Genomic DNA, 23,756 nt, shown 5'->3' with positions numbered 1-23,756 from the left:
GGTGTTCCGGACTTGAGCTTGCCTTCTCACGAGTCAGCCAATGCACGAACAGACACAGCGAATGCACGACGAAGTCGCCTCTTCGGATCTGAGGGAGACGGTCGCGAGCGTGCTCGGCGTGGTGGCCGAGACCGTCCGTGAAGACAGCAACCTGATCGAGCTCGGGATGGACTCGATCACGATGATGCGCCTCGCCGGCAGGTGGCGGCGGCAAGGCATCGAGGTCGACTTCGCCGAGCTCGCGGCGAACCCGCGGGTGTCCGCCTGGAAGGCGCTGATAGGAGAGCGAAGCTGTACCAAGGGCGAACGCGACGAGCGTTCGCCCGCCGCGGCCACGATCGACGAGGCAGCGCCCTTCGAGCTCGCGCTGATGCAGCACGCGTACTGGGTCGGCCGCGAGCAAGGCCAGCAGCTGGGCGGCGTCGCCGCGCATTTCTATAACGAGTTCGATGGCGAGCGGGTCGACCCCGCGCGGCTGGAATCTGCCGTACGGGAGCTGCTCGGGCGGCACGGCATGCTGCGCGTGAAGATCCTGAGCGATGGCCGCCAGCAGATCCTGCCCGACAGCCGCGGGCGTGGGCTGAAAGTCCACGATCTGCGTGCCCTGTCGGCCGAGGCGGCGCAAGAGGCGCTCGCCGAGCTGCGCCGGACGCTGTCGCATCGGACGCTGGATCTGGCTGCCGGCGAGGTGTTCGACATCCAGATCTCGCTCCTGCCGGACGCGATCCGCGCGGGCGGCACGCGCCTGCATGTGAACCTGGACATGGTGGCCGCCGACGCGCTCAGCCTGCGGGTGCTGCTGGCCGACCTGGCGCACCTCTATGCCGGCTCGCAGCCGCTGCCTCCGATCAACACGAGCTATCCGCGCTACCTGGCGGAACGCGAGGCCAGCCGCGCGAGCGTCAAGGGCCAGCGGTCGCGGAACGCCGACCGAGCGTACTGGCAAGCTCGCTTGAGCGACCTTCCCGCTGCGCCGGAGCTGCCCGCCGCTCCCTACCACGTGAACGTGGGCGCCACGACGGTGGTGCGGCGCCATCGCTGGCTCGCTCCGGAGCAGGTGCGCGCCTTCGCGTCTCTGGCGGCGCGCCACGGCCTCACGCCGGCCATGGCGATGGCAGCGGTCTTCGCCGAGACGCTGACCGCCTGGAGCGCGGAGCCGCGGTTCTTGATGAACCTGCCGATGTTCGACCGAGAGCCCTTGCACCCGGACGTCGGGATGCTGGTGGGCGACTTCACCTCCTCGGTGCTCCTGGCCTGGGACGGCGCGGCGCCCGGCACCTTCGCTGAACGCGCGCAGCGCCTGCAGGCCCAGTTCCATGCGGACGCCGAGCACGTGGGTTATTCGGGCGTCGAGGTGCTGCGCGACCTCTCCCGGCAGCGAGGCGAGCAGGTGCTGGCCCCTGTCGTGTATACGAGCGCGCTCGGCCTGGGCGAGCTGTTTCCCGAGGTGGTGAAGCAGCGCTTCGGGAGGGCGTCCTGGATCATCTCCCAGGGGCCGCAGGTGTGGCTGGACGCGCAGGTCACGGAGCTCGACGGCGGCCTGCTGGTCAACCTGGATGCGCGTGAAGATGCGTTTGCGCCGGGCGTGCTGGACGCGATGTTCGACGCGCACGGCCGCCTGCTGGAGCGCCTGCTGGCGTACGAGGAAGCCTGGCGGCAGCCTGTGCCCGCGCTGCTCCCGGGAGAGCAGCTGAAGGTGCGCGTCGCCGCGAACGCCACCAGGACAGCAGTCTCGGGCAAGCGCCTGCACGACGGCTTCTTCGAGCTCGCGAAGCGACAGCCGGAGGCGCCTGCTCTCTTGTGGGGCGAAGGCGGCAGGATCTCGTACGGGGAGCTCCGGCAGCGCGCGCTGCGCGTGGCCGGCTACCTGCGCGAGCACGGCGTGAGCGCAGGCGACGTGGTGGCGATCCAGCTGCCCAAGGGGCCGAGCCAGATCGTCGCCGTGCTGGGCGTGCTGGCCGCCGGCGCCACGTACCTTCCGATCAGCGTGGATCAACCCGCGCTGCGCCGCCAGCGCATCCTCGACGCTGCCGGCGCCGCCCTCGTGCTCGATGACGTCCCGGAGGGGCAGGCGTCGCTGGCGGAGCCGCTGGCCGGCGCGGACTCGGATCTCGCCTACATCCTGTTCACCTCCGGTTCGACGGGCGAGCCGAAAGGCGTGGAGATCACGCACGCCGCGGCGATGAACACCATCGATGATCTGAACCAGCGCCTTTCGCTGGGCGCGACCGACCGGACGCTCGCGCTGTCCGCGCTCGAGTTCGATCTGTCGGTGTACGACATCTTCGCGCCGCTGTCGGCCGGCGGCGCCGTGGTCTGCGTCGAGGAGTGGGCGCGTCGCGACGCGGGGGTCTGGGTCGAGCTGCTGCGCAGCCATCGCGTGACCGTCCTCAACTGCGTGCCTGCCCTGCTCGATATCACGCTCGCCGCGGCCGGCGACGGTCCCGGTCCGCTGCCGCTCCGGGCGGTGCTCCTGGGCGGCGACTGGGTGACCCTCGATCTGCCGGGCCGCCTTGCGCAGCGCGCTCCGCGCTGCCGCTTCATCGCGCTGGGCGGCACCACCGAGACCGCGATCCACTCCACGATCTGCGAGGTCACCGAGGTGCCTCCGCACTGGAAGTCGGTGCCGTACGGCAAGCCCCTCGGCAACGTGCAGCTGCGCGTCGTCGATCCTCTGGGGCGCGACTGTCCGGACTTCGTCCCGGGCGAGCTGTGGATCGGCGGCGCCGGCGTGGCCCGCGGCTATCGCGGCGACCGAGAGAAAACGGCGAACAAGTTTCTCCAGGCGGACGGGACGCGCTGGTACCGCACCGGCGACCGCGCGCGTTACTGGGCCGACGGCAGCGTGGAGTTCCTCGGGCGCGCCGACTTCCAGGTGAAGCTGCGCGGGCACCGCATCGAGCTCGGCGAGATCGAGGCCGCGGTCGGAGGTTATCCCGGCGTCAGCCAGGCCGTCGCGGTGCTGGGTGAACGTGGGCTCTATGTGGCCATCACCTCGGAGGATCCGAGGATCGATGTGCCTGCGGCAGGCGAGATCATCGATCTGCGGCAACCGCCGCCGGAGCTCGCGGATCTGCGCGAGTTCCTGGTGAGCCGCCTCCCCGCCGTGATGGTGCCGGACCACCTGTGGCGCTGCAGGAGCTTGCCGCTCACGCCCAACGGCAAGATCGATCGCAACGCCTTGCAGCGAGCGGTGAACAGCATGGCCCTTCAGGCCAAGGCGACCGTGACCGCGCCGGTCGGCGAGGTGGAACGCCGGGTCGCCGGGGTCTGGGCCGAGCTGCTCAAGGTGCCGGAGGTGGGCCGCGAGGACAACTTCTTCTCCGCGGGCGGCGACTCCCTCCTGGCGACACGCCTGGTGCGCCGGCTGCGCGAGGTCGGACTCGACGGCGTCAAGCTGGCCGATCTGTTCGCCCGCCCGACGCTGGCCGAGTTCGCTGCCACGTTGTCGCTCGGCGCGGGCGCTCCGGCGCTGCCGGCCCTGGTCGCCGATCCGGAGAACCGCCACCAGCCCTTCCCGCCGACCGAGGTGCAGCGGGCCTACTGGCTGGGTCGAGACGAGAGCTTCACGCTCGGGGGCGTCGCCTGCCAGTTCTACCGCGAGTACGACGTCGTCGATCTCGACGTGTCGCGGCTGGAGGCGGCCGTCAACGTCCTGGTGCGGCGGCACGAGATGCTGCGCGCCGTCTTCGATGAGCAGGGCCAGCAACGCATCCTCGCGGACGTGCCGCGGTTCACGATAGAGGTCGTCGACGCCGGCGAGGACCCGGCTCAGGCGTACGAGGCGCTGCGGCGCGACTGCTCACACTGGGTCTTCGATCCGACCCGCTGGCCGCTGTTCGGCATGCGGGCGGTGCGGTCGGGCGACAGGACGCGCCTCGGCATCAGCCTCGACAACCTCATCCTCGACGCGCTCAGCATCCTCACCTTCTACTCGGAGCTCACCGCGCTCTACGAGGCTCCCGGCGCTGCTTTGCCGCCGGTCGGGCTGTCCTTCCGCGACTACGTGCTGACGTGCACGCCGGGATCGGAGGCGCTCGCCGCCGCGCGGGCGTACTGGGCGAAGAAGCTGCCAGAGCTGCCGCCGGCGCCGCAGCTGCCGCTCGCCAGAGATCCGGCCGAGGTGGGGCGCCCGCGCTTCACGCGCCACGAGGGCAGCGTCGACGCGAGCCGATGGCGCCGCATCGTCGAGCGCGCAGGCGAGCACGGCGTCACGCCGTCCACGGTCCTGCTCACGGCGTTCGCCGAGGTGCTCAGCCGCTGGTGCAGCCGCCCCGACCTCACGCTCAACCTGACGCTCTTCGATCGCCGCGAGGTGCATCCCGACATCCACACGGTCATGGGCGATTTCACGTCGCTCACGCTGGTCGGATACCGGCCCGCCGCCGGCGAGAGCTGGGTGACGCGGGCCCGGCGCGTCCAGCAGGAGCTGGGCGACGCGCTCGACCATCGCGACGTCTCGAGCATCTCGCTCGTTCGCGAGCTGGCCAGGTCGAGCGGCGCGCCGAGCGTGACCATGCCGGTGGTGTTCACGAGCGCCCTCGGCGTCCCCGGCGGCACCGCCGCGCCGGCCAGCGGCCCTTTCAGGAAGCAGGTGTGGGGCCTGACGCAGACCCCGCAGGTGTGGCTCGACCATCAGGTGATAGAGGCCGAGGGCGGCATCGCCCTGAACTGGGACGTTGTCGAGGACCTGTTCCCGGAAGGCCTGATCGCCACGATGTTCGACGCGTACCTGCGCGAGCTGAGCTGGCTGAGCAGCTCCGAATGGCACCTGCCCGTGCCCGATCTCCTGCCCGAGCCGCAGCGGCGCGCGCGCGCGCTCGTCAACGCGACGGCCGGAGAGAGCCCACGGCGGAGCCTGCACCGCGCGTTCTTCGACCTGGCGCGCGAGCAGCCGCAACGGATCGCATTGCGCTGGGGCGAGGCCGAGGTGATGAGCTACGGCGAGCTCGCGTCGCGCGCGCTGCGCCTCTCGGCCGCGCTGGCCGAGCAAGGCGTGGCGACAGGCGATGTCGTCGCCGTGAACCTGCCCAAGGGGCCCGATCAGATCGCCGCGGTGCTGGGCGTGCTGGCGGCCGGAGCCGCCTACCTGCCGGTCGGGGTGGATCAACCCGATGCGCGCCGCGACAGGATGCTGGGCCAGGCAGGGGTCCGCGTCGTCGTCACCGGCCCGGAGCCGAGGTGCTGGCCGGAGGGCGTTCGTCCGTGTGTGTTCGGACAGGCGATGGCGTCCGCGCCCGCGCCGAGCCCGGCGGCGATCGACGCGGAGCAGCTGGCGTACATCATCTTCACCTCCGGATCGACCGGCGAGCCGAAGGGCGTTGAAATCACCCATCGCGCCGCGCTGAACACGGTGCTGGACATCAATCAACGCTTCGGCGTCGGCGCGGAAGACCGCGTCCTGGCCGTGTCTGCGCTGGATTTCGATCTGTCCGTCTACGATATCTTCGGTCTGCTGTCCGCCGGCGGCTCGCTGGTCTTGATCGAGGAGGAATCGCGGCGCGATGCGAGGCGCTGGCATGATCTGGTGTGTCGGCATGAGGTGACGATCTGGAACAGCGTTCCGACCTTGCTCGACATGCTGCTCATCGTCGGCAGCGCGGCGGAGCCGCCGGGCGCCATCCGCCTGGCGCTCGTCTCGGGCGACTGGATCAGGACGGATCTGCCCGGGCGGCTCGCCGCGCAGCGGCCGGGATGTCGGTTCATCGCGCTCGGCGGCGCCACCGAGGCCTCGATCTGGTCCAACTTCTTCGAGGTGGATGGGATCCAGCCGTCGTGGCGCTCGATCCCCTATGGCTATCCCTTGCGCAACCAGCTCTTCCGCGTGGTGGACGCGCATGGCCGCGACTGTCCGGACTGGGTGCCGGGCGAGCTGTGGATCGGTGGTCTCGGGGTGGCGCGCGGTTACTGCGCCGCGCCGGATCTGACGGCTCGCAAGTTCGTCGGAGACGGCGCGCGGTGGTATCGCACCGGCGACGTCGGGCGTTACTGGCCCGACGGCGCGCTGGAGTTCCTCGGCCGCACCGACACTCAGGTCAAGATCCGCGGGCATCGCATCGAGCTCGGCGAGGTGGAAGCCGCTCTGCGGTCGCACCCCGGCGTGCGGGATGCGGTGGCCGTGGCGGCCTCCGGGCGCCTCGCCGCCGCGGTGGTCCCCGCTGCCGCGGAGGAAGCGCGAGGCGCGGCGGTCGACGGCCTGAATGGCCACCGCCCGGACGCTGCCGCGGAGCTCAGCGCGGAGCAGCTGCGCGACCATGTCACCATGAGCCTGCCGATTCACATGGTGCCAGAGAGGATCGTGGTGCTGGCCCAGCTGCCGCTCAGCGCGAACGGCAAGGTCGACCATGCCGAGATCGTCAGGCTGATCTCGGTGGAAGCCGAGCCCGACGCCCGGGAGGTCGAGCCCCCGCAGGGCGAATGGGAGCATGCCGTCGCGGCGCTCTGGAGCGAGCTCCTGGCCGTCGCCAGCGTCGGCCGCCATCAGAGCTTCTTCCAGCTGGGCGGCGACAGCCTCCTCGCGACGCGCTTCATCGAGGCCGTGAATCAGCGCCACGCCATCATGTTGCCTCTGAGGCGCCTGTTCAACGGACCGACGCTGCGCGAGGTCGCAGCGGCGCTCGCCGCCGAGCACGAGGCCCGCCAGGAGATCGAGGAGGGCGTGCTCTAGCGGCCTCCGCCGCGGTGGCGCGCCGGAGCCGGCGTGCGGGAGAGCGCTTCGCCGGTGAGTTCATCGTCTGATGTGACGCTTGTCGTCAACAAGCTACAGGAGCTTACGTCCATGCCCGTTGCCGGGATCATCGAAGAGCTGAAGACGCTGGGTGTCGATCTGTGGACGGAATCGGGGCAGCTCCGGTTCCGTGCGCCCAAAGGTTTGCTCACGGAAGACAAGATGACGGTGCTGCGCACGCACAAGGCGCAGATCATCGACTTTCTGGCAGCAAACCAGGGGGTGGTCGTCGCCGCGGACGAGCAGGGGCGTCATGAGCCGTTCCCGCTCACCGACGTGCAGACGGCCTACCTGCTGGGGCGCCAGAGCTCCTTCGGTTACGGCGGCGTCGCCTGCCACGGGTACCTGGAGGTGACGTATCCGGAGCTCGACCCCGCGCGCCTCGCCGACGCCTGGAACCTGCTGATCGAGCGGCACGAGATGCTGCGCGCCGTGATCGAGCAGGACGGCTACCAGCGCGTCCTGCCCACGGTACCTCGGTACCCCATCCAGTCGACGGACCTCCGCGGCGCCTCCGCCGCCGAGGTGGAGCGCGCGCTACGCGGCATCCGCGCCGAGATGGACCACCGGATGTACGAGACCACCGTATGGCCGCTGTTCGAGCTGCGGCATACCCGCACCAGCGGCGGCGACGTCGTGCACTTCTCGCTCGACTCGCTGATCGCCGACTGGGCGAGCGCCGGGATCTTCTTCGAGGAGCTCGACCTCATCCTCGCCGGCCGCAGCGACGAGCTGCGCCCGCTGGACCTCCGCTTTCGCGATTACATCCTCGCGGAGCGGCGGCTGCGCGAGACCGGGCGTTACCAGCGTGACCGCCAGTACTGGCTCTCGCGCGTCAACGATCTGCCCCCCGCGCCGGAGCTTCCGACGCTTCCATCGGCCGCGGAAGCCGGGCCCGTGCGCTTCCGCCGCCACCACAGCCGCCTGTCCGCCGAGCGCTGGGAGCGCCTCCGGCAGCGCGCCGGCGAGCGAGGGCTCACGGCCTCGATCGCGGTGCTGGGCGCCTATGCGACGGTGCTGCAGCGCTGGAGCCGCCGCCAACGGTTCAGCCTCAACCTCACGCTGCTCAACCGCCTGCCGCTGCACCCGCACGTCGACCGGATCGTCGGAGACTTCACGTCGGTCAGCCTCATGGACGTGCAGGCGGCGTCCGGGCGCAGCTTCAAGGAATGGGCTGCGCGGCTCGGCGATCAGATGTTCGCCGATCTCGACCACCGGCTGTTCACGGGGGTCGAGGTGCTGCGCGAGATGACCCGCAGGCGCGGGCGGGAAGCCGCGCTGATGCCGGTCGTCTTCACCAGCGCCATCGGCCTCGGCTCGCGGCGACGACCCAGCAGCGGCCGGCGCTTCGGCCATGGCGTCACGCAGACCCCGCAGGTCTACCTCGATTGTCAGGTCATGGATGACGCCGACGGGCTCGAGGTCAACTGGGACGTGCGTCAGGGCATCTTCCCGGACGGCCTCATCGACGACATGTTCGGCGCGCTGCAGCGGCTGCTGGAGGATCTCGCGGAGCGCTCCGAGGCATGGGAGGCCATCGAGCCGGTCGCGTTGCCCGGATGGCAGGCGCAGGAGCGCGAGCGGGTCAATCAGACAAGCTGTCCGCTGCCGGACTCCCTCTTGCACCGAGGGTTCCTGGAGCAGGCCGCCCGCGACCCCGGCGCGGTGGCGGTGATCGGCCACGCGGGCAGCTTGACGTACGGCGACCTCGCGATGAGGGCGGCCTCGGTCGCGCAGGCGCTGCGAGACGGCGGCTGTACCGCGGGCGATCGGGTCGCCGTCGTCATGAACAAGGGGATCGAGCAGGTCGTCGCGGTGCTGGGCGTGCTGCTCGCGGGCGCGGCCTATCTGCCGCTGGACGCCACGCAGCCGCGGCTGCGCATCGAGAAGGTGCTGTCGAACGCGGCGGTGCGACAGGTCCTGACCCAGTCGTGGATCTCCGCGGCGGCCAAGCTGCCGGACGGCCTGCGCGTGATCGACGTGGACACGCTGGCGCCTGCGCAGACCTGCCCCGAAGCGCCGATGGGCGACCCCGACGCGCTGGCGTACGTGATCTACACCTCCGGCTCCACGGGTGATCCGAAGGGGGTCATGATCACCCACCGGGCGGCGCTGAACACGATCGACGACATCAACCGTCGCTTCGGGGTGACCGGATCGGACCGGGTGCTGGGCCTCGCCCAGCTCGGCTTCGACCTGTCCGTGTACGACATCTTCGGAACCCTCGCCCTCGGCGGGACGCTCGTCCTTCCGGATCCCGACCGCGGCGCCGACCCCTCCCACTGGGCGGATCTCCTCGTGAAGCACGAGGTGACCCTGTGGAACTCCGTGCCTGCGCAGCTTCAGATGCTGGCGAGCTACCTGCAGACAGAGCCGGTCGCGATCCGCTCGTTGCGCATGGCGCTGCTGTCCGGCGACTGGATCCCCGTCACGCTGCCCGACCAGATCCGCCGGTTCATTCCTGACCTGACGCTCATCGGGCTCGGGGGCGCGACCGAGGCGGCCATCTGGTCGAATTACCATCGCATCGAGCGGGTCGATCCGGCGTGGACGAGCATCCCCTACGGGGTGCCGCTCGCCAACCAGGGCTTCCGCGTCCTCGACGAGTCGCTCCGCGACGCGCCGGTGTGGGTCCCTGGAGAGCTGTACATCACCGGGCACGGCCTTGCGGCGGGGTACCTGGGCGACCCGGAGCTCACGGCAGCGCGCTTCTTCAACCATCCCGTCGATGGACAGCGCCTCTACAGGACCGGAGATCTCGGGCGCTATCTCCCCGGCGGATCCATCGAGTTCCTCGGCCGCGAGGACAGCCAGGTCAAGATTCGCGGGCACCGGATCGAGCTCGGCGAGATCGAGGCCGCGCTGCTCGCGCATCCGGCGGTCGGCGCCGCCGCGGCCGTGGTGGCCGGCAAGGACCCCACGGATCGCACGCTGCTCGGCTTCGTCGAGCTCGCGCGGCGCAGCGCGCCTGCGGACGAGGATCTGGCCACGTCGCAGGCTCGCCTCGTGTCTGCGGCGCGGCAGTTCGCCGACAAGGAGGTCAGCGGCGTGACCGCGGCCCAGGTGACCGAGGCGACCCGAGCGCTGCGCGACGCCTCGTTCGCGTCCATGATGAACGCGTTTTCCGAGCGCGGGCTCTTCGCCGGTCCGCGCGACACGCGCTCGGCCGAGGAGATCCTGCGCGAGGCGCGCGTCCACGACCGCCATCACTGGCTCGTTCGCCGCTGGCTGGGGCTCCTGACCGAGGCGGGATGGCTCACGTACCACGAGGAGAGCCGCCGTTACGCGCAGCGCAGGGCCGCCGACGCGACAACGGTCCACGACGCCTGGCGGCGGTTCGAGGAGCTGGCGTCGTCGTCCGGGCTGTGTACGCCCGAGTTCGTTGAGTACCACAAGGCGCATGTCGAGCGGCTGCACGCCTTGCTCGAGAACCAGCAGAACCCGTTCGAGCTGCTGTTCCCGCAAGGGAAGCACGACGTGGCGCTCGCGGTGTACCGCGACGACGCGATCGCGCGTTACAACAACCACGCGGTCGCGGCGCTCCTGTACCGGATCGCCGCCGCGCATACGGACGGCGCCCCCCTGCGGGTGCTCGAGATCGGCGCCGGCACGGGGGCCACCACCGGCGTGGTCCTCCCGATGTTCGACGGCCATGACGTCGACTACCTGTTCACGGACCTGACAGCCTTCTTCCTGGCCGACGCGCGCGAGCGGTTCCGGGAGCGTTCCTGGGTCCGATTCGGGCAGCTCGATCTGAACGAGGATTACCGGGCCCAGGGCTTGCTGCCGAACTCCGCGGACGTCGTGCTGTGCGCCGGAATGCTGAACAGCACCCGCAACGTCGAAGCCGCGGTGGCGGCGGCGGTGGAGCTGCTCGGGCCATCGGGATGGCTCGTGTTCACCGAGCCTACCGCCGATCACCCGCACGTCCTGCTCACCCAGGGCTTCATGATGGACCCCGCGGGCGCAGACAGGGAACGCGGCACCACCAAGTTCCTGTCCACCGAGCAGTGGCAAGGCCTGATCGCGAAGAGCGGCGGCGAGCTGGTGCTCCGCCTGCCGGACGACGACCATCCGATGGCGGCGTATGGCATGCACATGTTCGCTGCGCGCTTCAAGACCGACCGGGCCCGGGTCGGGACCGACGAGCTCACGAGCTTCCTCGGGCAGCGGCTGCCAGCGCACATGGTGCCTGCTCATCTGCAGGTCGTCGACCGGCTGCCGCTCACGGCGAACGGCAAGGTCAACCGCAAGGCGCTCGCCGCCCTGCGGCCCGCGGCGTTCATCGACGGCGCCGGGAAGGAGGCCGATGCCACGCTGGACGAGCTGGAGAGCCGGCTGTGTGCGCTCTGGGCGAGCGCGCTCGGCATCGCGCGGATCGGCAAGGGCGAGAACTTCTACGACCGCGGCGCCGACTCGCTGATCCTCGCCAGGGTGGCAGGGCGCCTGCGCGAGGAGGTGCCGGAAGCCGCGCCGTTCGCCTACGACACGCTCCTGCGGCAGATGCTCAATGAGCCGACGGTCGACGCGCTCGCGCGCGCGCTGCGCAGGCAAGACGGCGCCGCGCACGCGCCGAGCGGCGCTGGGCCGGGCGCGGAGGCGTCCTCCAGCGGCGGCAAGACTGCGCAGGTCGCGCAGCGCCGGGAGGGCAGCAACTCGTTGATCCTCTCGTTCGGCGGCGGGGACGGGCCGGCGCGTGTGATGTTCCACGCGGCGCTGGGCACCATGGATTACTTCCAGCACCTGGGGCGGGCGCTCGCCGCCCAGAACCTGGGGCCCGTCCTGGGCTTCGCTGTCGCCGACCCCGAGCTGTACCTCGCGATCCCCCCGAAGGAGCTCGTCGCGCGCGTGTCCGACGATTACGCGCAGCGGCTCATCGATGAAGGCTTCACGCGGTTTCAGCTCATCGGCTACTGCCTCGGCGGGCTGCTCGCCACCGAGGTGGCCCGGCGGCTGCTCGAGCGCGGGATGTCGGTCGACCTGGCGCTCGTCGACAGCATCCCGATGTTCATCGAGACCGACGAAGAGCTCGCGTTCGAGGCGATCTTCGCCCCGAATTTGAACCTGGATCCGGTGAAGGCCGTCTTCGGCGACGACGTCGACAGCGCCGACGTGTACCGGGCCATCGAGAAGCTGATGGTCGACTACGACCGCAAGATTCCGGCCGGCGCAATGGCCAGGCTCGGCGGAGACCCCGGGCTGGAATCGGTCGCCGCCGCGGTGCGCAGGCAGTCCGCGCGCAGTCAGGACGAGCGCCTGGCCAGCTATGCGAAGGCGGCGGCTGCCCAGGCCGGGGTGCCCGTCGGACCCGAGCTCATCCCGGCGCTGTTCCGGACCTGCAGGCATAGCATGCGCGCAGCGCGGTTCGATCCCGAGCCGTACGTCGGCGATATGACGTTCTTGCGGTGCGACGAGGAGCAATCCTTCGGCATCACCGCGGGCGTCGGGCCCCTGACGGCGCCGTTCTGGGAAGGCGTCTGCCTCGGCGAGTTCAAGCTGATCGACGTGCCCGGCAACCATTTCAGCGTCATCGAGCCACCGCATGTGAATGTCGTGGCCGAGCACCTCGCGGTATCGTTGCGCCACACATGAGAGAGAATCGAGAGAATCAGCAGAAGGACGCCGCGCTCCGCGAGCTGCGCCGCCCGATAGCAGGGCTGACGCGGCTCGGGATCTTCCTTGGCGGCGTCGGGGCGCTGACGACGCTCGTCCCGTTCATCGGGATTGCCGAGCTCGCGCGGATCCTCGTCGCGTCAGGCCCGATCGACAGCGCGAAGGTGGCCGGGGTCGCGCTGATCATCGTTGTCGGCCTCGGCGTCGGGTGGACATGCACCGGAACGGCGCTGTGGGTGACTCACCTGGCCGACCATCGGCTTCAGGCCCTCCTGCGGCGCGCGCTGGTGCGCAAGCTGGGCGAGGTGCCGCTGGGGTGGTACTCCGACAAGACGTCAGGGGTGGTCCGCAAAGCGGTCCAGGACGACCTCGAGGACTTGCACCACCTCGTCGCGCACCACGATGTCGAGCTCGTCTCGGCCATCGTCCTTCCGCTCGGCGGCCTCCTGTACCTGTTCTGGCTGGACTTTCGGCTGGCGCTGCTCGCGATCGCCACCCTGCCCATCTACATCGTCGCTTACGCATGGATGATGCGGGGCTTCGCCGAGAAGATGATGCAGCTCGACGCGAGCTTCGCCAGGGTGAGCGCCGCGATCGTCGAGTTCGTCCACGGCATCGCGGTCGTGAAGGCGTTCGGCCAGACGGGCCGCGCTCACCAGAGCTACCAGCGCGCGGTCAGCGATTTCAGCGATCGGTACGCCGGCTGGGTGCGGCCGCTGCTCCGGCTCGAGGCGCTGACCTCGATGGCCCTCTCGGTGCCCGTGATCATGCTGGTGAGCCTGACGGTCGGCGCCTTGTTCATCCGAGAGGGCTGGGTGAGCCCCATCGACCTGCTCGCCGAGACCCTGGTCGCCGTGGTCATCCCGCAGACGGTGCTCACGCTGAACCAGGGGCTCACGGCCCAGCGCAAGGCCGTGGCGGCGGCGGAGCGCGTCGCCTCGCTGCTCGACGAGCCGTCATTGCCCATCACGACGACGCCAGAGGCGCCGCGCGGGGCGGGGGTGCAGTTCGATCACGTCTCGTTCAGCTACGATGGCTCGAGGAGCGTGCTCTCCGACGTGAGCTTCGCTTGCACGCCTGGCACGGTGACCGCGCTGGTCGGCACCTCGGGCGCGGGGAAGTCCACGCTGGCAAAGCTGGTGCCCAGGTTTTATGACGTGACCGGCGGCGCTGTCCTGCTCGGCGGCGTCGATATCCGCAATATCGCGCCGGACGTGCTGTACCGGAACGTCGGCTTCGTTCTGCAGGACGTCCAGCTGGTCCATGGAACGGTCGCCGACAACCTGCGCCTCGGCCGGCCCGAGGCCAGCGACGAAGACGTCGTCGCGGCCGCGCGCGCCGCGCAGATCCACGACCGGCTCGTCGCGCTTCCCAGGGGATATCAGTCCGTGATCGGCGAAGACGCCATCCTGTCCGGCGGCGAAGCGCAGCGGCTGTCCATCGCGCGCACGCTGCTCGCGGACACCGCGGTGCTGATCCTGGACGAGGCGACTGCGCACGCGGATCCGGAGTCAGAAGCGCAGATCCAGGACGCGCTGTCCGCGGTCGCGCGCGGGCGCACCGTGATCGTCATCGCCCACCGGCTGGCGACGATCACCGGCGTCGATCAGATCGTCGTGCTCGACGAGGGCCGCGTGCGCGAGCGCGGCACGCATTCCGCGCTGCTCGCCGCGGACGGGCTCTACGCCAGGATGTGGCGTGCTTACGCCGAGAGCGACATGGCGGCTGCCACTGCAGCGGTGGGTGAAGCCTCATGATCCGGCAACTGACCAAGATCCTGGGACCGCAGCACGCAAGGGCGCTGCACGTCTATTTCGGCTGGCTCATCGTCTACTCCGTCGTCCAGGGGGTGGCGATGGCGTTCCTCGTCCCGGTCCTCAAGGCGCTGCTCGGCGGGGACCTGGGCGAGGCGCTGCGCTGGCTGCTCCTCCTGGCCGCGGTCGTCGCGGTGACGTGCGTCGCCCGTTACCAGCAGACGATGAAGGGCTTCGCGCTCGCCCTGGTCGTCCTGACCACGCTGCACGACCGGCTCGGCAACCACGTCGCCCGCCTGCCGATCGGCTGGTTCTCCTCGGAGAAGGTCGGCCGTCTCTCACGGAGCGCGACGGGCGGCACCATGATGGTCACCAACGTGTTTGCCCACCTCCTGACCCCGGTGGTGAGCGGCATCCTGACGCCCGCGACGATCGCCGTCGCCATGCTGTTCTTCGACTGGCAGCTCGGGTTGACGGCCATCGCCTGCACGCCGCTGATCTACCTGACGCACCGCTGGTCGTCGGCGTGGATCGGCCGCACCGAGGAGCAGGTCGACACCGCGGGGGCGCTCGCCAGCAACCGGGTCGTCGAGTTCGCGCGCAACCAGCAGGTGCTGCGCGCCTTCGGTCGGGCCACGGGGGGTTATGCGCCGCTGGAGGAGGCGATCGATGGGCAGCGCGCCGCGGGCGGGTCGATGCTGCGTCAGACCTTCCCCAGGTTGCTCGCGGGCGGTCTGTCGGTGCAGCTCGCGTTCGCCGCGCTGATCGCGGTCGGCGTGGTGCGCGCGCTCGATCGGTCGATCGATCCGATCGAGCTCGTCGCGCTGCTGGCGCTGGCCGCCAGGTTCGTGGGGCCGCTGGCCGAGGCCGCGGGGCGTAGCGGGCTCTTGCGGATGGCAGGCAACGATCTGGAGCGGCTGTCCGCCATCTTCGATGAAGCGCCGCTGCCCGAGCCGGAGCGCTCCAGGCCCATCGCGGCGCCGGGGGAGATCGAGTTCTCCGATGCCCTGTTCGGCTATCAGCCGGGCGCTCCCGTGCTCCGTGATGTGTCTTTCCGGATAGCGCCGAGGACGATGACGGCGATCATCGGGGCATCCGGCTCCGGGAAGACCACGATAACACGGCTGATCGCGCGCTTCTTCGATGTCGACGCGGGCTCGGTGCGGGTGGGCGGCGTGGATGTCCGCGAGCTCTCCACGGAAGACCTGATGACGCAGCTGTCGCTCGTCATGCAGGACGTCTATCTGTTCGATGACACGCTGGAGGCGAACATCCGGGTGGGCCGGCTGGACGCCACGGACGCCGAGGTGCGCGAGGCCGCCCGCCTGGCCGGCGTGGAAGAGATCATCGAGCGCCTCCCGCAGGGCCTGAAGACCCGCGTCGGCGAGGGCGGAGCGTCGCTGTCCGGCGGGGAGCGCCAGCGGGTGTCGGTCGCCCGAGCCGTGCTCAAGAACGCTCCTATCGTGCTGCTGGACGAGGCGACGGCGGCGCTCGACCCGGAGAACGAGCGCTACATCCAGAGCGCGATGCGGACACTGATGCACCGGTCGACCCTGCTGGTCATCGCGCACCGGCTGCCGACCATCGTGTCCGCCGATCAGATCCTCGTGCTCGACGGCGGCCGCATCGTCGAGGCGGGAACGCATCAGGAGCTCCTGGCGCGCAACGGGCGGTACACGGCGTTCTGGAACGAGCGTCGCCGCGCCCACGGATGGCGGCTGGTGGAGGCTGCAGGATGACGATCGGCATCTTGGGAGGTTATGGCGACGTCGGCGCGCAAGCGGCCCGGCGGCTCCTGTCGCTCGGCCTCGGGCCGCTGAGGATCGGCGGGCGAAACGTCGACGCGGCCCGCCGCTTCGCGAGTGAGCTGTCCGCGGGAGCGGCCGAGCACCAGGCGGTCGATGTTCGGGACGACGCGTCGTTGCGTCGCTTCGTCGGTGGGTGTCGGATCGTGCTCAACTGCGCAGGTCCGTCGCACGCCATCGCGGACCGCGCGGCGAGCGCAGCCGTGGGAGCCGGCGCCGACTACGTGGACGCCGCCGGCGACGATGCGCTGTACGCGCTCCTGGACGACGAGGCGTACCGCACCCGCGGGCGCGTGGCCGTGCTCTCGGCGGGGCTGCAGCCTGGCCTCACGGCGCTCTTGCCGCGATGGGCGGCGCAGCGGGCTTTCAGCCAGGTTCACGGCATGCGCAGCTATTTCGGCGTGCTGGACCGCTTCACCGAGGTCGCCGCGGACGACTACCTCCAGGCGGCCACGGACGGGGTGAGCGAGCCGCTCGCGGCATGGCGAGAGGGGCGTCGCTCCGGGGTGCTGACCCGGACGCGCAACGTGGAAGTCCCGTTCTTCCCCGGTCCGGCCACCTTGCTGCCTTACCTCAACACCGAAGGAGAGCGGCTCGCGGCGTCGCTCCGGCTCGCTCGAGGAGACTGGTATACTGTCATTACCGGCCAGCACATCCTCACGGCCTTCGATCGCGCCCGCACCCTCGAACGCCGCGAGGCGGTCGCGGCGTTATGCCGGGCCAGCTTGCTCGACCTCGCTGGACGGGAGCCTCACGTCCTCCTCGTCGCGCAGCTCGACGGCCTGCGAGACGGCGCCCCGGTCACGCGCACGCTGGTTATGCGCGGGCGGCGCAACGCCGAGCTCACAGGGACCCTGGCCGCGCTCACCACGCTGGCGGTGGACCAGGGCCAGGTGCCCGCTGGGCGCCACTTCGCAGCGGCGGCGCTCGAACCCCTGTCGACGGTCGGTCGCCTTCGCGAGAGCGGCGCGGTGACCGCGCTCGATCTGCTGGATACGTCGATCGACGCGCTCGGCGCTACCGAGGAGGGCTCCCTGTGACCGCCGGGATCCCTCTCGTGCTGTGCGGCGCCGGGTTCGGTCCTCTGCACCTGGCCGCGCTCCAGCAGTTGAACGGGCGCTTTCGCCTCATCGGCCAGCTCGCCGACGACAGCGAGGGCGCCCGGAGGTTCGCCGATCAGGCCAGGATAGCGCTCTGGACCCGGCCGGATCAGGCGCCCCTCGGCGCCGGCGTGAGCTGCTGGGTATCGGCGACCGGGCACGGGGTGCCGGTGACCGAGCGCGCCGTCGACCTCCTGGGGCGCGGCAGCGCCGTGCTGGCGGAGGCGCCGCTCGAGCACGATGAGCTCGCCGCGTGCCTGCGGCAAGCGCGCCTTGGCCGAGCCGCCTTCCGGGTGGCAGCGGTCGCCTCTGCCACGCCGGCATCCCGGCGGTTCCTCGGCGCAGCGCAGGTGTTGCGCGCGCGCACGCCGGTCAGGTACGTCGCGGCGACGTGCACGAGAGCGTCGATCCAGGCGCTGCTCCGCCTCCTGGGAGACGCGCTCGGCGCCCTGCGCCCCTGGCAGATCCGTGAGCCGGCGCCGCTCGGGAGCGGGCTTGTCGTGCTCGGAGGCAGCCTCGCGGGTGTTCCCATCGTCCTGCGCGTGCGCAACGAGGTGTCGTCAGAGGCGCAGAGGGTCGTCGAGCTCGCCCTGGGCAGCGACGCCGGCGAGCTGAAGTTGACCGGGGTTCACGGCGACGTCCTCTGGACCGCACACGCCACGGGGTCTGCCGTGCTGCTCGGCGGGACGGACGCGCCGGCCGAGCGCGAGACCGTGAGCTGGCTGCGCGCGACCCGCGGCGAGCTGACGGCGTTCGCCAACGCCGTTGAGAGCCCAGGCGCAGCCGTCAGCGAGGCTCAGGTTCAGCTCACGCTGTGCCGCCTCCGGCATGACATCCTCGCCGCGCTCGGCTCGGCGACGGCGCGCGCCGACGCGGAGGTCGTCCCCGCAGCGGATCTGGCCGCGGCGGCCGTGGAGGCCGCCGCCGACGACGCCGGCGGTGAGGCGCCCCGCGTGCCGACGGGAGACGAGACACACGAGGCGGGGCTGAGGCTCACTCGGCTGCTGGAACCGGCGCCGGGGAGGGATGCCCTGGCGCACCTGCCGGGGGCGATGCAGCGACTCGAGGCGATCAGCCTGCGGGCCCTGGGGGAGCTGCTCCTCGCGAGCGGCGCCGTGCATCCGGGAGGCGAAGCGCGCACCGCGGAGGAGATCGTCGCCGCGCTGGGCGCGGCGCCGCGGCACGCATGGCTAGTCCGGCGGTGGCTCGCCGCGCTGCGCGACCACGGTGTGCTCGGCGACGTGGGGGATAAGTACGTGTGGCGACGGGCCCTGCGGGACGCCGGCGCGGCCGCCGACCTGCCCGACGCGTATGCCGCGCTCGGCTTCCCGCCCGCGATGGCGGAAGTTCACCAGGCCGCTCTGCTCCGCCTGCACGCGCTCGTGCGCGACGAGCTCTCGATTCAGCAGCTCTTGTTTCGCGAGCGGCAGGACCTCTCCACCCTCGCCGCCTACCAGGACAACGTCTTCACCGCTTACCTGAGCGCCGCCGGCGCTCACCTCGTTCGCCGCTGCGCGGAGCTGCGGCACCGGCCGCTGCGCGTGCTCGAGCTCGGCGGAGGCGCCGGGCTCACCACGACAGCCGCGCTGCGGGCCCTCGACGGCGCGCCGGTCGACTACCTGTTCACCGACGTCGCGCGCGCGTTCACGGCCGCGGCGCAGGAGCGGTTCGGCCGCCATCGCGGGATGCGCACTGCCGTGCTCGATATCAACATCGATTTCACGGCGCAGGGGGTGGAGCCGCACGCGGCGGACGTCGTGCTCGCGGGCAATGTCCTCCACAACGCCGCGCACACGGGTCGGACGCTGCGCCGCATCCGCCGCGCGCTCGCCCCCGGCGGGTGGCTCATCTTCACGGACTCCACACGAGAGAACTGCGCGATCCTGACGGCGATGCAGTTCCTGCTGTCTCCTGCGGCCGGCTCGCCGCCGCTCGGCAGCGAGGACCGGCGCGCCGGGACCGATCAGGTGTTCATCGACGCGCCCGGCTGGAATGAGGAGCTCCTGGCCGCAGCCTTCGTGCCGCGGTTCGTCCTTCCTTCGCTCGAATCCCCCCTGGCGGTGGCAGGCCAGCACCTGTTCTTCGCCACCGCCTGCTGACGACCACCCGAGGAGGTGCCATGACCGTGAGACAGATCATCGATGGGCTGGAGCGCCTCGGGAATCGAGCGGCGCTGGTGTCGAGCGGGCGCGAGTGGACCGGAGCAGAGGTGCTCGACTCGACGTACCGCGCTGTCACGGCGCTGCGCCAGCGCGGGGCCGTCGCGGGCCGCTCGCTGAGCTGGAGCGCCGGAGACAGGCCTCAGGCCCTGTCGGTCCGGCTGGCTGCCATGCTGCTCGGCGCGCGGTTCTCCGCCGAGCCGCCAGCGAGCGGCGGCGGCGATGTCCTGAGGATCACGGACGCTGACCTGTCCGCGCTCGACGGGGCGAGCGCCTGCGAGCCCCGCCTGGTGGACGACGCGCCGTTCTCCGTGGTTCGCGGATCCTTCGTGTGGTCGAGAGCGGTGTTCTGCGAGTCGGTGGCTGCCCTGCGCGACGCAATCGGCCCTTCGCCTGCGCGCACGGCGGTGCTCTCGCCGCTGGCCGGGTTCGGCGGGGATGCGGTGTTCGCGAGCTGGAGCGCCGGCGCCGCCGTCCACCATCATGCGGTCGACGCGAGCGCCGCGAGCCCGGCCAAGGCCCTTTCGTTCCTCGAGCGAGCGGCCCCGGACTGCGCGATCGTGTCAGCGACGCTGCTGCGCAGCCTCCTGGCCCACCCGGCGGCCGCGCTCGCCGACCTCGGGGCGCTGCGGCGCATCGTGGTCGACGCCGGCGCAGGCGCCGGTGGAGCGCTGTCCGCCGAGTCGTCCGCGGCCGTGCGGCGCGTCTTCGGCGCAGAGCTCGTGGACAGGATCGCCGGTGAAGCCGGGCTCGTGCCCGTGGAGCGCGAGCTGCGCAGAGCCGAGCAAGAAGCGGCGCGCATCGCGGAGCTCGTGATGAGCCATCCGGGCGTGGCGGCGGCGGCGGTGATCCCCTCCGACGGCGACGGCTGGGCCGTCTTTGCCGTCCCCGCGAAGCGTGCCAGCGACGATGCCGACGGGGACGCGAGCGGACAGCGCCTGATCGCCAAGGCGACCGCCGCGCTGGACGCCGAGCTCGCCGGGACCGACCTGAACCGGGCGATCGCGGCCGTGGAGCGGCTGGGACAGACAGCGCTGCTGTCGATGCTCAACGCGCTGGGCCGCAGCGGCCTTTTTACCGACACGGCCGCCGCCCACACCGTGGACGAGGTGCTCGCGCGGGCGCGTGTGGCCGCCGCGCATCGGCCGCTCATCCGTCGCTGGCTCAGGGTGCTCGCGGAGCAGAAGCTGCTGCGCCGGGACGGAGATCTGCTGAGCGCCGTGGGCCCGGTCTGCGACTTCTCGGACGCCGCGCTGGCGCGCGCATGGGACGAGCTGAAGGGAGAATGGCTGGCCACGGTCGGCGCGGCCGGCACGATCGACTACGCGGTCCGCAACGCCGACCGATTGCCCGACCTGATCTCCGGCGCGGTGCGGGCCGTCCACCTGTTGTTCCCGGAAGGGCGCACCGACCTCGCCAGGGCCTTGTATCGCGAGAGCATCGCCGCCCGGTACCAGCACCGCGCCGTCAGCCTCCTCGTGAGCAGGATTGCCAGGGAATGGCCCGGGCAGCGGCCGATCCGGCTGCTCGAGGTCGGCGCCGGCACGGGGGCGACCTCCGAGTCGCTCTTGCCGGAGCTCTCGGGCGCCGAGGTCGACTACCTCTACACCGACGTCTCCAGGTACTTCCTCGATCAGGCCACCCCGCGGCTCGCCGGGCACCGGTGCGTGCGCTTCGGCCTCTACGACATCAACGTCGCGCCGAGAGAACAGGGCTTCGTCCCGAACTCGTTCGACGTGATCATCGGAGGCGGCGTGCTCAACGCCGCGCGGAACACGGATGCCTCCCTCCGCTGGCTCAACGAGCTGCTCGGCCCCGGCGGCTGGCTCGTCCTGACCGAGCCCACGGTCGAAGAGTTCTGGGTCATGGCCTCCCAGGCCTTCATGCTGGACGACGCCAGCGACGGCAGGGCCGAGACGGAGTCGACGTTCCTCTCGCTGCCTCAGTGGAACGCGGCGCTGGACGGCGCTGGCCTCCAGCGCGTCCTCGGGCTGCCCCGGGACGGCCACCCGCTGGAGCGGCTCGGCCATCGTGTGTTCGCGGCCCGGACCAAGATGGATCGGGCGCTGCTGACCTCGGAGCGCCTCTCCGAGCATCTCGGCGAGCGCCTGGGAGCCTTCGCCAGCATCGAGATCGTGGATGAGCTGCCGCTCGCCGCTGGCGGCGCCCTCGACCGCGAGCGGCTGCGCGACTGGGCCGCGCGCCGCCGGCGCTTCGATTCCCGCCCGCTTTCCACGGCGGCATCACAAGGACGAACGCAATGACCACCGCGACGAATCCCCCCATCCCGTATCCCTTCAATCTCTTCGACGGCATCGCGCTCGCCTCTGCGTACTCCCGCGCTCAGCAAGCGCCGGGGCTGCTCAAGGTCAAGCTGCCTTACGGCGAGCCGGCGTGGCTCGCGACCCGCTACGAGGACGTCCGCTTCGTGCTGTCCGACCGGCGGTTCAGCCGCGAGGAGGCCACGAAGCGCGCGGACGCCCCGAGGGCGCTCCCGCGCATCGCCGGCGGGATCGTCATGATGGACCCGCCCGAGCTGACCCGCATCCGCAACCTGGTCACCCAGGCGTTCACCAACCGGCGCGTGGAGCAGCTGCGCCCGCACGTCCGCGACCTCGCCAACGAGCTGATCGACAGGATGGTGGCCAAAGGCCCCCCTGCGGATCTCGTGCGGGACTACGCGCTGCCGATCCCGATGTCCGTGATCTGCGAGCTCCTGGGCGTTCCGGTGGCGGATCAGTCCAGGTTCAAGGAGTGGAACGACTCTCTGCTCTCGACCAACACGCAGACCGCGGAGCAGACGCAGCGGAACCTCGGCGAGCTGTCCCAGTACATCATGGGGCTGATCCGCCTGCGCCGGGCCGAGCCGGGCGACGACCTGATGAGCGCGCTCATCGAGGCCCACGACGTGGACGACCGCCTGAACGAGCGCGAGATGGTCCAGCTCTGCATCGCCATCCTGATCGCGGGGTACGAGGCCACCTCCTCGCAGATCCCGAACTTCATCTACACGCTCCTGACCCATCAGGAGCAGCTCGCGCGCCTCAAGTCGGATCCTGGCCTCGTGGCGCAGGCGGTCGAGGAGCTGCTCCGTTTCGTGCCGATCGCGTCCGCCGCGATGTTTCCGCACTACGCCACCGAGGACGTCCAGGTGGGCGACACGCTGGTGCGCGCGGGTGAGCCCGTGTTTGCGTCGGTCGGCGCGGCCAACCACGACCCCCGCAAGTTCTCCGATCCACACCGGCTCGACTTCGATCGGGACGCGCGGGCGCATTTCGCGTTCGGCTGTGGGATGCATTATTGCATCGGCGCGTCGCTGGCCCGGGTCGAGCTCCAGGAAGCGCTGAGAGCGCTCGTGACCCGCTTGCCGGATCTGCGCCTCGACGCCGACGTCCAGTGGAAGACCGCGACGTTCTTCCGCGGCCCGCTCACGATGCGGGTGACCTGGTGAGCGCCGGCGGCGGCAAGAAGAAGCGCGTCGTCGTCGCCGGCACCGCCTTCGGGCGCATCTACCTCGATGCGGTCGCGTCGGCGCAGGGCTCGTTCACGCTGGCCGGCGTGCTCGGGCGCGGCAGCGAGTTCTCCAGGAAGTGCGCCGAGCGCTACGGAGCGCCGCTCTACACAAGGGTGGAGGACATCCCCGGCGACATCGACATCGCCTGCGTGGTGGTGCGCTCGGGGGCGACCGGCGGCCCAGGCTCCGATCTGGCCAGGACGCTGCTCGAGCGCGGGATCCACGTGCTGCAGGAGCATCCCGTGCACGCCGCGGAGATCACCGCGTGCCTGAAGGCCGCGAAGCGGGGGGGCGCCGCGTACGCGGTCAACACGCTGTACCCGAACGTGCGCCCGATCCGGCAGTTCCTTGCCGCGGCCGAGTACATCAGGAAGCGCCAGCGCGTCCAGTTCATCGACGCCGCTTGCAACAGCCAGGTCGCCTATCCGCTGCTCGACGTGATCGGCCGCGCCGCAGGCGACCTGCGCCCGTGGTCGTTCTCCGAATGCGCGCCGCGAGGCGGCCGGCCGTCGCCGGCCGCGGGCCAGCCGTTTCAGAGCCTGAGCGCGACCCTCGGCGGCGTGCCCGTGACGCTCCGCGTGCAGAACCAGGTCCACCCCGAGGATCCCGACAATCACTCCCTGCTCATGCACCGGATCTCGCTCGGATGCGACGCCGGCGTGCTGACCCTGGCCGACACCCACGGACCCGTCCTCTGGAATCCGCGCTTGCACTCGCCGCGCGACTCGACCGGGCGCCTGATCATGAGCGGCCCCGGCACCGACCGCCTCGCCGTGGAGAGCACGTCGATCCTGGGCGACCAGCACACGCGCAACTATCACGACGTGTTCGCGCGGACGTGGCCCGACGCGGTCGTTGTCGCCTTGCACGACCTGTGCGGCGACATCGCCGACCCGGCCCGCCGTGTCCGCAGCGGCCAGTGGGCCCTGGGCGTGTCGCTCGCGTGGCGAGATCTGACGGAGCGGATCGGGATGCCCGAGCTCATCCGTCCGGAGACCCCGGAGCCGCTCCCTCTCGACGAGCTGCGTGCGGCGGCGCGCGCTGCCACCTCCGATGCGGCCGGGAGCGGCGCGCGTTGATCGAG

General features: G+C 71.0%; 9 protein-coding genes. All 9 read left to right on the top strand.

Annotated features, from left to right (window positions below; translation table 11 throughout):
- Positions 1-61 precede the first annotated feature (61 nt).
- The 9 genes from WMF39_RS40655 to WMF39_RS40615 all read left to right on the top strand — a co-directional run bounded on the left by WMF39_RS40655 (position 62) and on the right by WMF39_RS40615 (position 23,751).
- The gene (locus WMF39_RS40655; RefSeq protein WP_437741817.1) at positions 62-6,667 is read left to right on the top strand and encodes an amino acid adenylation domain-containing protein; all 6,606 of its coding nucleotides are present in this window, start codon (positions 62-64) and stop codon (positions 6,665-6,667) included.
- Between the two features lie 111 nt (positions 6,668-6,778).
- Positions 6,779-12,319, top strand: a complete 5,541-nt coding sequence (locus WMF39_RS40650; RefSeq protein WP_437748098.1) for an amino acid adenylation domain-containing protein — start codon at positions 6,779-6,781, stop codon at positions 12,317-12,319.
- On the top strand, positions 12,316-14,097 hold the full coding sequence (locus WMF39_RS40645) for an ABC transporter ATP-binding protein (protein ID WP_437741816.1): 1,782 nt from the start codon (positions 12,316-12,318) through the stop codon (positions 14,095-14,097). Before WMF39_RS40650 ends, WMF39_RS40645 begins: the two co-directional genes overlap by 4 nt.
- Positions 14,094-15,833, top strand: coding sequence for an ABC transporter ATP-binding protein (locus tag WMF39_RS40640; protein WP_437741815.1), 1,740 nt, complete (start codon positions 14,094-14,096; stop codon positions 15,831-15,833). Before WMF39_RS40645 ends, WMF39_RS40640 begins: the two co-directional genes overlap by 4 nt.
- Complete coding sequence (locus tag WMF39_RS40635) at positions 15,830-16,939, top strand: hypothetical protein (RefSeq protein WP_437741814.1); 1,110 nt, start codon at positions 15,830-15,832, stop codon at positions 16,937-16,939. Before WMF39_RS40640 ends, WMF39_RS40635 begins: the two co-directional genes overlap by 4 nt.
- Positions 16,936-19,098 carry a methyltransferase gene (locus tag WMF39_RS40630; RefSeq protein WP_437741813.1) on the top strand — a complete coding sequence of 721 codons (2,163 nt, stop codon included), beginning with the start codon at positions 16,936-16,938 and terminating at the stop codon, positions 19,096-19,098. Before WMF39_RS40635 ends, WMF39_RS40630 begins: the two co-directional genes overlap by 4 nt.
- A 20-nt stretch (positions 19,099-19,118) precedes the next feature.
- On the top strand, positions 19,119-21,422 hold the full coding sequence (locus WMF39_RS40625) for a methyltransferase (RefSeq protein WP_437741812.1): 2,304 nt from the start codon (positions 19,119-19,121) through the stop codon (positions 21,420-21,422).
- Entirely contained in the window at positions 21,419-22,609 is a 1,191-nt protein-coding gene (locus WMF39_RS40620; RefSeq protein ID WP_437741811.1) for a cytochrome P450, read from the top strand. Before WMF39_RS40625 ends, WMF39_RS40620 begins: the two co-directional genes overlap by 4 nt.
- Complete coding sequence (locus WMF39_RS40615; protein WP_437741810.1) at positions 22,606-23,751, top strand: Gfo/Idh/MocA family oxidoreductase; 1,146 nt, start codon at positions 22,606-22,608, stop codon at positions 23,749-23,751. Before WMF39_RS40620 ends, WMF39_RS40615 begins: the two co-directional genes overlap by 4 nt.
- Positions 23,752-23,756: the final 5 nt, after the last annotated feature.

This window comes from Sorangium sp. So ce1504 (assembly GCF_051521635.1).
In the GTDB taxonomy this organism is placed as follows: Bacteria; Myxococcota_A; Polyangia; order Polyangiales; family Polyangiaceae; genus Sorangium; species Sorangium cellulosum_B.
The sequence above is the reverse complement of the archived record's forward strand: the minus strand, read 5'-3'. Positions and strand labels throughout refer to the sequence as shown.

Bases quoted from the DNA above. Each gene is read 5' to 3' on its own strand.
- WMF39_RS40655 (WP_437741817.1), top strand. From the start codon at position 62: ATGCACGACGAAGTCGCCTCTTCGGATCTGAGGGAGACGGTCGCGAGC.
- WMF39_RS40650 (WP_437748098.1), top strand. From the start codon at position 6,779: ATGCCCGTTGCCGGGATCATCGAAGAGCTGAAGACGCTGGGTGTCGAT.
- WMF39_RS40645 (WP_437741816.1), top strand. From the start codon at position 12,316: ATGAGAGAGAATCGAGAGAATCAGCAGAAGGACGCCGCGCTCCGCGAG.
- WMF39_RS40640 (WP_437741815.1), top strand. From the start codon at position 14,094: ATGATCCGGCAACTGACCAAGATCCTGGGACCGCAGCACGCAAGGGCG.
- WMF39_RS40635 (WP_437741814.1), top strand. From the start codon at position 15,830: ATGACGATCGGCATCTTGGGAGGTTATGGCGACGTCGGCGCGCAAGCG.
- WMF39_RS40625 (WP_437741812.1), top strand. From the start codon at position 19,119: ATGACCGTGAGACAGATCATCGATGGGCTGGAGCGCCTCGGGAATCGA.
- WMF39_RS40620 (WP_437741811.1), top strand. From the start codon at position 21,419: ATGACCACCGCGACGAATCCCCCCATCCCGTATCCCTTCAATCTCTTC.